We start from the raw sequence: 11,768 nt of genomic DNA, 5'->3' as shown, positions 1-11,768 counted from the left end.
TCTCAACCTAGCCGATTGAACAAGCGATTGCTAGGGTGAGGTCATGAGTGCTGAACTCGAGCCCGAGCAGATCCGCCCCGGACTGTGGTGCATCCCCATGCCGATGCCGGGTCCGCTGCGCGCCACGCTCGCGTACGCCGTCCTCGCCGACGACGGTGTGCACCTGATCGACCCCGGCTGGGACACGTCCGAGAACGCCGAGCGGCTTGGTCGGGTGCTGACCGGGCTGGGGCGCTCGGCCGCCGAGATCCGCACCGTCGTCGTCACCCATCACCATCCCGATCACATCGGCCTGGCCGCGCGGCTGCGACGCGATCATGGCGTGCGCGTGGTGCTCTCACAGGTCGAGCGCGAGGTGCTCTCGGTCGTCGCCGACCCCGCGCACCGCGACCTCGAGACCTACCGGCAGCGCCTGGAGGGCTGGGGAGTGCCCGCCGCCCGGCAGCCGGAGCTCGTCGACAGCCACGCCTCCATAGCGCCCGCCGTCGCGGTCGAGCCCGACGGCATCCTGCGGGACGGCGACGTGGTGCGACTGGGCGAGCGGATGCTGACGGTGCTGCTCACCCCCGGACACACCGGCGGCCATGTCTGCCTCGTCGACGACGCCGACGAGGTGATCTTCACCGGTGACCACGTGCTGCCCGAGGTGTATGCCGGCATCGGGCTCGGCATCCTGCCCGGCACCGAGCCGGTGGGCGCGCTCATCGCCTCGCTGGACCGGCTCGCACCCTACGACGACTACGAGGTGCTGCCCGGTCACGGGCACCGCTTCCGCGATCTGGGTGCGCGCCGCAGGCGCATTGCCGCGCATCATCTGCGGCGCCTCGCCGAGATCGCGACCCTCGTGCCCGAGCTGGGCGACGCACCGGTCTGGGAGTACGCCGCGCGGCTGACCTGGACGCTGGGCTGGGAGGGGCTGCGCGGGTTCGCACGGCACTCGGCACTGCACCAGACCGAACTGCACCTGCGTGCACTGGGCACGCACGGCGCGGATGCTCTGGTCGCGCGGGGGCTCAGTTCCGGCTGATGCGACGGCTCGCCAGCCGCCAGCCCGAGGCGGTGCGCACCAGCTCGTCGTCGTAGACCCCCATCGCCACGAGCGTCGGCGCCGTGCCGGTGTCGCGGTAGTAGCGGAAATAGGTGCGCGCGCTCGCCGCGTCGCCGGCCAGGTCGATCACCGTCGCGGAGATGTCGTGCCGGGTGTGCGAGCCGGGGCCCTGCACGCCTGCCGCGCGGCGCTCGCGCACGCCCTGCAGCAGTGCGGCGCGGCCCGTCAGGCGCTGCGTCTCGAGGGGGAGGTCGGTCGCATCGGTCAGATCCCACACGGCATCCTCGGTGAAGCAGGCGACGTAGTCGCCGGGGTCGCCGGCGTCGGCGAGCTGGGCGATCCGGGCCAGCAGGTCGACGATCTCGAGCCGGTCGAGGGCCGCATCGCCACTCATGCGCCCACCGTCGCCCAGGTGGTCAGGTGCGCCCTGAGGTCGGTGGGGATCTCCACCCGGTCCTGGTCGGGGCTGACGGTGACGATCGTCGTCGCGGCCCTTGCGACGAGCACGTCGTCGTCGATGCGGATCATGTGGAATGCGAACCGGAACGACGAGCGGCCGATGCGGCCGATGCGCAGCTCGATCCGCACCTGATCGTGCAGGCGGGCGGCCGCGAGATACTCGCACTCGGTCGCGCGCGACACCATCCACCAGCCGAAGCGCTCGCTCAGGGTGTCCTGACGCAGGCCCTGCAGCAGGAAGAACTCCGAGGTCAGCCGTTCCATCATCGGGAACCACGCGGCGTAGTACAGGATGCCGGCGGGGTCGGTGTCGGCATAGCCGAGCCGGACGGTGTGCGTGTGCAGCACGGGGGCGTCAGTGCCGGTGGCGGGTTCGCCGGTGGCGGATGCGGCCGGAGCGGTCAGCGTGCTCTCGGTCACTGCGTCACCGTCCAGCCGCCGTCGACGGGCAGGAAGACGCCGTTGATGTAGCCGGCGAGGGGTGAGAGCAGGAACAGGGTCGCCCAGGCGATGTCGTCGGGCGAGGCCATGCGCCCCAGCGGGATGCGCTGCAGCACCCGCCGGCCCATCTCGCTGCCGGCGAAGCCGGCCAGGCGCGGGGTGTCGGTCATCCCCGGCGCCACGCCGTTGCAGCGGAATTCGCCGGCGCGATGCGCGGCGAGGTGCCGGATGTAGCCCATGATCGCCGCCTTCGATGCGGAGTACCACGCGCTGTCGGTGCCGACGAGGTTGCCCGCCACTGAAGTCGTGGCCACCATGGCGGCGCCCTCGCCGGGGGCGCCTGCCGCCCACGCGTCGGTCATCCGGCGGACGCTGCCCACGCTGATCTCCAGCGCCCGGTCGAAGGGCAGCGCGGAGCTGGAGGCCGGTCCGGCGTTGTTGTGCAGGTAGCGGATGCCGTCGAGCGCGCCCCGCGCATCGGCGAACCCGTCTTGCACGGCCGCGTCGTCCGAGACATCCGCCACCCAGGTGTGAACGGCCCGGGTGGCGACGTCGCGGACGAGCCGCGCGGTCTCGGCGAGGCCCGCGGGATCGAGATCCCACAGGCTGACCGAGAGGCCGAGCTCCGCCGCGTGCAGCGCGGTGGCGCGGCCGATGCCGCTGCCTGCGCCCGTGATCAGCAGCCCGTCACCGGCCGTGAAACCCAGATCGATCGCCATGCGTCCTCCTTGACCAAGCAATTGCTTGCTAGCCACTGTAGCGGCAGGAGTGCGGCATGGCCAGCGTGGGTCGGGGCGCCGGCGATCAACGCCGCGCCCCGACACCGATCCGCTCAGCGGCTGCTCAGCGACTGCTCAGCACGAACCCGGCGTATCCGGCCTCGGCGACGGCGTCACAGCGGTCGATGTACGCGCGGAAGCCGCCGATGTACGGCAGGAAGCCGCGCGCCTTGCCTGCGATGTTGGAGCCGGTGTACCACGACGGTGCGTCACCGAAGAGGGTGCGCGAGGCCAGCTCGAGCCCGTGGTCGGTCCAGTCCTGCGCGGCATCCGCCCTGGCCTCCGCCGAGGTCAGCTGGTTCGCCGTGCAGTGATCGATGAGCCGCAGCGCGTACTCGCCCTGCTGCTCGGAGGTGAGCGCCATGTTCGACAGCACGCTCGGGCTGCCGGGTCCGTTGAGCACCAGCAGGTTCGGGAACCCAGGCAGCGCGACGCCCAGATAGGTCTGCGGAAAACCGCTCCACTCCTCACGGAGCGAGCGTCCGTCACGCCCGCGCACATCGATGCTCGTCAGCGCGCCGGTCATGGCGTCGAAACCCGTGGCGTACACGATCACGTCGTGCTCGCGCAGCCGCTCAGCCGTGCGGATGCCGTCGGCGGTGACCTGCGTGATCGGCTCGCGACGCAGGTTCACGAGCTCGACGTGCGGGCGGTTGTAGGTCTCGTAGTAGTTCGTGTCGGTGCAGATCCGCTTGGTGCCCACGGGGTGATCGGATGGCGTGAGATCGGCGCGCACCTGCGGGTCGAGCACCTTCTCGGCGAGCTTGCGCTCGAAGAAGACGCGCGCGGCATCGTTGATCACGGGGTCGACGGTCAGGCCCTGGAAGGCCTTCGCGAACAGCACTCCGCCGCGCGTCCAGCTCTCCTCGAACACCGCCTCGCGCTCGGCCTCATCGGCCTCGGAGTAGGGCACGGGGTGGCTCGTCCACGGCGACCCCGCCGCTCCGTTCCACGACAGCTCGCGACGCTCGACGAGCCCGGCTTGCTGAAGCTCCCATTCCGCGTCGTCCAGCATCCGGTTGAACGCGGGAACGCTGTAGTTCGCGCTGCGCTGGTAGACGGTCAGCTCGGCGGCTCCATCCGCGATGATCGGGATGGCCTGCACGCCCGACGATCCGGTGCCGATCACCGCCACGCGCTTTCCGGCGAAGTCGACCGGGGCATCCGGCCAGGCAGAGGTCTGCAGCACCTCGCCGGCGAAGTCGTCGCGCCCCGGGATCTCGGGCAGCACCGGTCGTGAGAGGCTGCCGGTGGCCATCACGAGCCAGCGTGCGGTCGCACGCAGTCCGCTCTCGGTGGTGACGTCCCACACGTGATCCTGCTCGTCCCAGACGGCCGTGGTGACCCGCTCGCCGAAACGGTAGTGCCGGCGCACGTCGAACCGGTCGGCCACATGGTTCAGGTAGCTGAGGATCTCGGGCTGGGTCGCGTAGCGCTCGCTCCAGCGCCACTCCCGCTGCAGCTCGTCATCGAACGAGTACGAGTAGTCGAGACTCTCGACATCGCAGCGCGCCCCCGGGTAGCGGTTCCAGAACCAGGTGCCGCCCACATCGGAGCCCGCCTCCAGCCCCAGCACGTTCAGGCCGCGCCGTTCGGCATGGATGGTCGTGTACATGCCGGCGAAACCGGCGCCGATGACGATGAGGTCGTGGTCGGGAATGGTCATGCGAGCTCCTTCTCGGTGCGGGGCTTCTCGGTGTGAGGCTGTGCGGATGCCGTGGCGGCGAAGCCGGAGCGCAGGTCGCTCCAGAGGATGGCTGCCGCCGACTGCGCCGGCGGGTAGCCGGGGATGGTCAGGAAGCCGTGGAACTGATCCGGATGCCGTCGCTCGAGCACCTCGACCCCGGCGTTGCGCAGGCGCGCTGCGTACAGGGAGCCCTCGTCGCAGAGCGGGTCCAGCCCCGCGGTGATGACGATCGCCGGCGGCAGGTCGCTCAGATCGTCGGCGCCGAGCGGCGTGACGTCGGGGCCGTGCGGACCGGCGGCATCGCCGAGCAGGGTGCGCCAGTAGTAGGCGAGCAGCTCGGCCGTGACGAAGAATCCGGTCGCGCGGGTGCGATGGCTGCCGGTGGACATCGACGGGTCGAGGAAGGGGTAGATCAGCACCTGGCCGACGACCGGGCTGTCGCCGCGATCCCGCAGCACGATGGCCGCGCCCGCGGCGAGATTGCCGCCTGAGCTGTCGCCCGCCAGCACGATGCCGTGCTCGGCGAGTCCGCTGCCTGCGACCCAGTCGGCGGCGGCGACCATGTCGTCGCGCCCGGCCGGCGCGGCGTGCTCGGGTGCCAGGCGGTAGCCGACGGAGACGACGGTCGCCCCGGTGCCGCGCGCCCAGCGCCGGCAGAAGCCGTCATGGCTCGCGATGGAGCCGTGCAGGAACCCGCCGCCGTGGGCGAAGACGACCGCCGGCGTCTCGCGCGGCTCGTGCGGTGTGTAGACCCGGAGCGGCAGCTCGGCGCCGCCGCTGATGATCGTGACATCCTCCGCGGAGTGGACGTCGTCGAGGTTGTCCGGCGGCCGTACGCGCGCGTCGACGGCGGCGCGCGCCTCGAGCGGGTCCATGCTGGTGATGTCGGGGAAGCCCGAGTTCAGCAGCTCGAGCATGTGCTGCGTTGCGTCCACGTCGATCCTCCTCGATCGCATCGTGTATGACTATTAGGAATAGTTCGATTAGGACTATCTCACGGATTGCGGAGGTGTCAAGTGGCGGATGCCGATGACTCGACGACGCTCGACCCGGTGACGCCCGAGATGCCCGCCACGACGTGGGCGGTGCTCGGCATCCTGTCCTTCGGCTCGGCGCTGTCGGGGTACGACATCAAGCGGTGGGCCGAGCAGAGCCTGGCGTTCTTCTACTGGGCACCCTCGCAGAGCCAGATCTACGGCGAGCTGCGCCGGCTGGAGCAGCTCGACCTGGCGGTGTCGCGCGTCGAGCAGACGCATGCCGCCAAGTCGCGCCGCGTCTACGAGATCACCGAGGCCGGCCGGCGCAGCATCCGCACCTGGGCCGATGTGATCGAGCCCGATCCCGTCGTGCTGAAGCACTCGCACATCCTGCGGGTGTGGGCGGCGCACAACGGCGACCTCGACCGGCTGTGCGCGCAGCTGGAGGCTTACCGGGCCACTGCGCTCGAGCGCGCCGCGGCCGCCGCCGCGCACGCCCTCGGGGCGGAGCGGGAGGAGGCCTGGCGGTTCTCGGGCATCGCGCTGGAGTGGTCCGAGCGCTTCTACCACGATGAGGCAGAGCGCATCGGCTGGCTCATCGGCCGGCTGCGCGAACAGCAGCGCTGAGCAGGCGCGCGGCAGCTGACCGGCAGTCTCAGATCCCGAAGCCGCCGTCGACGTCGAGCTTCTGGCCGGTGATGAATCCGGCCTGCGGCGAGGCGAGGAACACGACGGCCTCGGCGATATCGTCGGCGGTGCCGAAGCGGCGCAGCGGGATGTTGCCCATCGCGGCATCCAGGGCGCGCTGGTCGAGATCGCCCGACGCCATCAGCCGCGCGGACATGCCGTCCCACAGCATCCCAGGTCCGACGCAGTTCACCCGCACGCCGAAGCGGCCCTCTTCGGCGGCGAGCCCGCGGGCGAGTGCCTCCACGCCGCCCTTCGGCGCCGCCGACAGCCCGTCGCGCACCGGATAGCGGCGCGTGGCGGCGCTCGTGACGGCGGTGAGCGAGCCGGCCGAGGCGCGCAGCGCGGGGAGGAAGGCCCGGGCCACGGCGAAGAAGCCGACGAGGTCCTGATCGACCTGTGTCGCGAACTGCTCGACGGTGACCTTCGACAGGTGCACCATCGGCACGTGCGGGCCCGCGGCGTGCACCACGGTGTGCACAGCGCCGTGGCGCGCGAGCAGGTCCTCGGCCAGGTCGCGTGTGGCCTGCCCATCGGTGACGTCGAGCGGCACGGCCTTGACGAGATCACCCAGCTCCTGCAGAAGTGCGTCCGGAACCGTGGAACGATAGGTGAGGACAGTGCGGATGCCCTCAGTCGCCAGCCGACGGACGATCGCAGACCCGATGCCGCCCGTCCCGCCTGTCACGACTGCGATACCCGCGTGGTCGGATGATGCGCTGCCCGAGCGCTCGGAGGAGGGCTGCCGGTGGTGCGCGGTGGAGTCAGCGGTGTGCTCGATCATGGCCCGGAATCTAGCATTCCGCGAGATCCCAAGCAATTGTTTGGTTGTCTGTTGATCGAGGCCTCGGAATGTGTTTTACTAAGCAAGCGTTTGGTCGCTAATACTCAATGACGAGAAGGGCAGTTACATGCGTTTCAGGAAGATCACAGCAGCCGCGGTCCTTTCCGCCGCCACTGCCCTGGTGCTCGCCGGCTGCGCCGGCGGGAGCCCCGCGGGCAATGGCTCGGAGGGCGGTTCCGAGGAAGGGCCGATCAAGGTCGTCGTCCTCGGCGGTCTCGGCGCCGAGGGCATCCTCGCCGACAACGCCACGACGTCGGTGACGGCGGCGCTGGCCTCGGCCGCCGCCATCAACGCCGCAGGCGGCATCCTCGATCGCGAGGTCGAGATCACCCACCTCGAGGACAACGCCGACCCGACGGTCGCGGTCACCAAGCTCCGCGAGTACATCGCCACCGAGGGCAAACCCGCGCTGGTGATGAACTCGGGCCCCTCGACCATCACCGAGGCGACGCTCTCGATCCTGACCCAGAGCGAGATCCTCTCGTTCAACATCGGTCCCACGGCCGGCTCGAGCGACCCCTCGGTCAACCCGTACAGCTTCGACCTCGGTGCCTCGGTGCCCGACTACCTCGGCTCGTTCGTGGCCGAGGCCGAGAGCCGCGGCTACGAGGATGTCGCGATCCTGCACGGCTCCAGTGCGTACGGCGAGCTGTTCGGGTCGCTGGCCGAGGAGACCTTCGGCGAGAACGGATTCAACGTCACCGGTAACGAGGGCTTCGACAACGCGGCGCTCGACATGACCGCGCAGCTGTCGGCGCTCAAGCAGGACGACCCCGACGTGCTGATCCTCGACGCCTACGGAGCGCCGCTCGGCTACGTGCTGCAGAGCATCGAGAAGCTCGGCTGGGACGTGCCGATCATGGGCAACTCCTCGGTGTCGGCGACCGGACTGATCGCCACCGAGGCACCGGCCGGCGTGCTCGGCACCGACCAGGTCAAGAACCTCACCATGCAGGTGTACGCGAGCACCCAGTACGACCCGGACGCCTCCGACGTCAACGAGGCGGTCGAGCACATGCTCGACGCCGGTGACATCCGTTCCTCGCTCATCCTGGCGTACAACTACGACTCGATGTTCCTGCTCAAGGCCGCGGCCGAGGCCGCAGGCGGTGTGGACGACGTCAAGGCGCTCGTCGAAGCACTGACCGACCCGGCCGTCCAGGAGTCCGCCGGCACCGCCATCCTCAAGAAGTACGCCTTCGAGAAGGACTTCCACGGCCCGAACGTCGCTCCCGAGGAGTTCTCGTTCATCCCGCCGGGCAAGCTCGTCAACGGCCAGTTCCAGCCGTGAGCCGCTCAGCCTGACCCCGTGGCGGCGGCTCGGATCGAGCGTGATCCGGGCCGCCGCCCTCCCTCCGACGACGTGATGGAAGGAACCCGACCTCAATGACCATCATCTGGTCCGGTCTGGCCCTGGGCGCCGTGTACGCGCTCGTGGCGATCGGCTACAACATCGTCTTCCTCTCGCAGAAGACCTTCAACTTCGCGCAGGCCGCGCTCATGATGCTCGGTGCGTTCCTCGCATACGTCGGCATCGTGGTCTGGGCCCTGCCCTGGTGGCTCGTCGCGATCATCGCCGCGGTCATCGTCGGTGCGATCGCCGCGGTCGAGGAGCGGATCGCCATCCGGCCCGTGAAGGACCCGCACAACCTGCTCGTCACCACCCTGGGCGCCTCGATCGTCATGGAGGGCATCGCCCAGGTCATCTGGGGCGGCGAGCCGCGTCGTGTGCCGTTCTTCGTCGGCGATCAGGTGCTCGAGATCTTCGGCGGCCGGCTGTATCCGGTCGAGCTCGCGCTGGTCCTGCTCGTGGTGCTGATCGTCGTGGGACTCACCCAGTACGCCAAGCGCAGCATGACCGGCATCGCGCTGCTCGGTATGAGCGAGAACTCCGAGGCGGCCCAGCTGCGCGGCGTCAACGTGCGCCGCTTCGCGCTCATCGCCTTCGTCTTCACCGGCGTCCTCGCCGGCATGCTGGGGATCTTCGTCGGCCCCAAGACCTACGCCGTCGCGACGCTCGGCGCGTCGCTGGCGCTCAAGGGATTCGTCGTGCTCGCCATCGGCGGCTTCGGCTCCCTGTGGGGAACGCTCGTCGGCGGCCTGATCGTGGGCCTCGCCGAGGCCCTGGCCACGCGGTACATCGGTGCCGACTACGCGGGCCTGACGGTGTTCGTCATCCTCATCGTGATTCTGATGGTCAAGCCGACGGGGCTGTTCACCCGTCGCGTGGAACGGGCGGTGTGAACATGGCCGACCTCTGGCTCAAGCTGCGGGCGATCCCCGGTTGGATCTGGCCCCTCGCATGCGGCGTGCTGCTGCTCCTGCTGCCGCTGCTCGGAATGACCTACGGCGTGACACGCCAGATCGAGCTGACACTGATCCTCGCGCTCATCGTCGTGGGGCTGAACCTGTCGCTCGGATACGCGGGTGAGCTGGCGATGGGACAGGTCGCGATGTACGCGGCCGGCGCCTACGCCGCGGGTCTTGCGAACAAGGCCGGAGTCACCGACATCTGGCTGCAGCTGCTCATCGGTGCAGCGGCCGCGCTGCTGATCGGGCTCATCTCCGGCATCCCCGGCCTGAGACTGGGCAGCTGGTCGCTGGCGATGACGTCGTTCTTCCTGATCCTGCTCGTGCCCGATGTGCTGTCGATCTTCAAGACCGAGACCGGCGGACGCAACGGACTCTCCGGCATCGCGCCCCCGACCTCGTTCGGGCAGCTGATCGATGGGCAGACCTACTACGTCATCATCGTCGGCATTGCGATCGTCGTGTTCGCGCTCATGCGCAACCTCATCGTCTCGCGCCACGGCACCGCCCTGCGGGTGCTCAAGCAGAGCCCCGTGCTGGCATCGTCGATGGGCATCTCGGTCTTCCGTGCCAAGCTCACCGCCTATGCGATCGGTGCGCTGCCCGCCGGCCTCGCCGGCGCGCTGTTCGCCAACCTCGACCTGTTCATCTCGCCCGAGGCGTTCGCCTTCTCGTTCGCGATGACCGTGCTCGCGGCGTCGATCTTCGGCGGCTCGGCGAGCATCTACGGCGCGCTGATCGGCGCCGCCGTGCTGCAGTTCGGCATGAACCAGTCGACGAACTTCCAGCAGTTCGGACTCATCATCGCGGGTGGCTTCCTGCTCATCGGCGGCGTCGCCTTCACCGGCGGACTGTCGGGCCTGCTGCGCTCGCTCGTGCGCCGCGCCGATCAGGCCGCGATGGCGAAGACCGGGGCCCACGCCCCGACGCCCCCGGCGAGCACCGAGATCCACACCCTGCAGGGCGCGCTGCTGCGCACCGACGGCGTCTCGAAGGCGTTCGGCGGAAACCAGGCGCTCTCCGACGTCACCGTCGAGGCGAAGCCCGGGGCGATCACCGCGATCATCGGGCCGAACGGCTCGGGCAAGACGACGCTGCTGAACATGATCTCGGGCTTCTACCGCACCGACGCCGGCACGATCACGCTGGACGACGAGCACATCCAGGGTCTGCCCTCCTACAAGGTGGCCAGGGCCGGCGTCTCGCGCACGTTCCAGACGCCGAACGTCCCCGAGAAGCTCACCGTGCTCGAGGCCGTCGAGGCGGGTCGCTACGCCCGCGAGCGGGCCAGCATCATCGCATCCGTGCTGCGGCTGCCCTCGTACTGGCGGGCGCGCCGCGCCGACCGCGTCGAGGCCGAGCGCGCGCTGGCCCTGGTGGGGCTGAGCGAGCAGCGCGACGAGATGGCCGACTCGCTGCCGCTGGGCAACCGGCGCCTGCTCGAGGTCGCCCGCAGCCTGGTCGGCTCTCCCAAGGTGCTCCTGCTGGACGAGGTGGCCTCGGGGCTCGACGAGGACGAGCTCGAGGTGCTCGAGCAGCTGGTCGCACGACTGCGCGATGCCGGCATGACGGTCATCCTCGTGGAGCACAACTTCCAGCTCGTGCTGCGGGTCGCGGACGACATCTACGTGCTCGCGCAGGGCGCCGTCATGGCGCACGGCAACCCCGAGCAGATCGAGCGCAATCCGCGCGTAATGGAGGAGTACCTCGGCGTCGCAGTGGAGACGACCGCGGCAGGCACGTCGGGAGGCGACGATGAGTGACACGCTGCTGGAGGTGTCTGCGCTGCAGACCGGATACGGCGACCTGACCGTCGTCCGCGACGTGTCGCTGACGGTGCGCGCCGGTGAGATCACGGTGCTGCTCGGCCGCAACGGTGCGGGCAAGACCACCACCCTTCGCGCCATCACCGGCCTGAACAGGACCTCGGGCGGATCGGTGACCTACCTCGGCGAGGAGCTCTCGGATGCTCCGCACAAACGCGTCGCGAAGGGCATCTCGTACGTGCAGGAGGGCAAGAAGGTCTTCCACGAGCTGACCATCGAGCAGAACCTGCTGCTGGGCGGCTTCTCGCGCGGCCTCGGCAAGCGCGCCCTGGCCTCGTCCGTCGACGAGATCTACCAGCTCTTCCCGATCCTCGGCAGCAAGCGGGCCCTGCCCGCCGCGAGCATGTCGGGCGGGCAGCAGCAGATGCTGGCGATCGGCCAGGCGCTGATGGCCAAGCCGAAGCTGCTGATCCTCGACGAGCCCAGCCAGGGGCTGGCACCGGTCATCGTCAAGGAGGTCATGGAGCGCGTGCACGAGCTGAAGGCCACGGGCATCGGCATCCTGCTCGTCGAGCAGGCCGTGCAGGATTCCGTCGCCATCGCCGATGAGGTGACCGTCGTCGAGATGGGCCGCACGGTGCTCGCGGGCCCGGCGGCCGACGTCTCGGTCGAGGATCTGCAGCGCGCGTACTTCGGCGCGGCCGCCGCCTGACGGCAGCCGAACGCACGACACAGAAGCGGCGCCGGCGATCATCGCCGGCGCCGCTCTC

Annotated in this window: 12 protein-coding genes; 6 read left to right on the top strand and 6 right to left on the bottom strand. The window is 69.8% G+C overall.

Features of this window, described 5'->3' with window-relative positions; translation table 11 throughout:
* The first annotated feature begins 43 nt into the window (after nt 1-43).
* Entirely contained in the window at nt 44-1,027 is a 984-nt protein-coding gene (locus tag H7694_RS13980; protein WP_193597063.1) for an MBL fold metallo-hydrolase, read from the top strand.
* Here the strand turns inward: H7694_RS13980 and H7694_RS13975 are convergent.
* The 5 genes from H7694_RS13975 to H7694_RS13955 all read right to left on the bottom strand — a co-directional run bounded on the left by H7694_RS13975 (nt 1,014) and on the right by H7694_RS13955 (nt 5,349).
* Nucleotides 1,014-1,442 (bottom strand): nuclear transport factor 2 family protein, encoded by a 429-nt coding sequence (locus H7694_RS13975; protein ID WP_193597062.1) that lies wholly within the window; start codon nt 1,440-1,442, stop codon nt 1,014-1,016. The two genes, H7694_RS13980 and H7694_RS13975, sit on opposite strands and share 14 nt — an antisense overlap.
* Entirely contained in the window at nt 1,439-1,927 is a 489-nt protein-coding gene (locus H7694_RS13970; RefSeq protein ID WP_193597061.1) for an acyl-CoA thioesterase, read from the bottom strand. Before H7694_RS13970 ends, H7694_RS13975 begins: the two co-directional genes overlap by 4 nt.
* A complete protein-coding gene (locus tag H7694_RS13965; protein ID WP_193597060.1) occupies nt 1,924-2,667 on the bottom strand; it encodes an SDR family NAD(P)-dependent oxidoreductase in 744 nt (247 codons plus the stop codon). The genes H7694_RS13970 and H7694_RS13965 overlap by 4 nt, the downstream gene beginning before the upstream one ends.
* 124 nt (nt 2,668-2,791) lie before the next feature.
* Nucleotides 2,792-4,393, bottom strand: coding sequence for a flavin-containing monooxygenase (locus tag H7694_RS13960; protein WP_193597059.1), 1,602 nt, complete (start codon nt 4,391-4,393; stop codon nt 2,792-2,794).
* Entirely contained in the window at nt 4,390-5,349 is a 960-nt protein-coding gene (locus H7694_RS13955; RefSeq protein WP_227468140.1) for an alpha/beta hydrolase, read from the bottom strand. The genes H7694_RS13960 and H7694_RS13955 overlap by 4 nt, the downstream gene beginning before the upstream one ends.
* 81 nt (nt 5,350-5,430) lie before the next feature.
* Here H7694_RS13955 and H7694_RS13950 point away from each other — a divergent pair, with 81 nt between their 5' ends.
* Nucleotides 5,431-6,018: a PadR family transcriptional regulator gene (locus tag H7694_RS13950; RefSeq protein WP_193597057.1), complete on the top strand. Its 588-nt coding sequence runs from the start codon at nt 5,431-5,433 to the stop codon at nt 6,016-6,018.
* Between the two features lie 28 nt (nt 6,019-6,046).
* Here H7694_RS13950 and H7694_RS13945 read toward each other — a convergent pair whose 3' ends face one another.
* Nucleotides 6,047-6,862 carry an SDR family NAD(P)-dependent oxidoreductase gene (locus H7694_RS13945; protein WP_193597056.1) on the bottom strand — a complete coding sequence of 272 codons (816 nt, stop codon included), beginning with the start codon at nt 6,860-6,862 and terminating at the stop codon, nt 6,047-6,049.
* A 127-nt stretch (nt 6,863-6,989) separates the two neighbouring features.
* Between H7694_RS13945 and H7694_RS13940 the strand changes: the two genes are divergently transcribed.
* The 4 genes from H7694_RS13940 to H7694_RS13925 all read left to right on the top strand — a co-directional run bounded on the left by H7694_RS13940 (nt 6,990) and on the right by H7694_RS13925 (nt 11,710).
* Nucleotides 6,990-8,213: an ABC transporter substrate-binding protein gene (locus H7694_RS13940; RefSeq protein ID WP_193597055.1), complete on the top strand. Its 1,224-nt coding sequence runs from the start codon at nt 6,990-6,992 to the stop codon at nt 8,211-8,213.
* Nucleotides 8,214-8,308: 95 nt separating this feature from the next.
* The gene (locus H7694_RS13935; RefSeq protein WP_193597054.1) at nt 8,309-9,166 is read left to right on the top strand and encodes a branched-chain amino acid ABC transporter permease; all 858 of its coding nucleotides are present in this window, start codon (nt 8,309-8,311) and stop codon (nt 9,164-9,166) included.
* Between the two features lie 2 nt (nt 9,167-9,168).
* Nucleotides 9,169-10,995 (top strand): ATP-binding cassette domain-containing protein, encoded by a 1,827-nt coding sequence (locus H7694_RS13930; protein WP_193597053.1) that lies wholly within the window; start codon nt 9,169-9,171, stop codon nt 10,993-10,995.
* Complete coding sequence (locus tag H7694_RS13925; RefSeq protein WP_193597052.1) at nt 10,988-11,710, top strand: ABC transporter ATP-binding protein; 723 nt, start codon at nt 10,988-10,990, stop codon at nt 11,708-11,710. The genes H7694_RS13930 and H7694_RS13925 overlap by 8 nt, the downstream gene beginning before the upstream one ends.
* The last annotated feature ends 58 nt before the right edge of the window (nt 11,711-11,768 follow it).

The sequence above is a fragment of the Microbacterium sp. YJN-G genome, assembly GCF_015040615.1.
In the GTDB taxonomy this organism is placed as follows: Bacteria; Actinomycetota; Actinomycetes; order Actinomycetales; family Microbacteriaceae; genus Microbacterium.
This window is presented reverse-complemented; position numbering and strand designations above follow the sequence as displayed.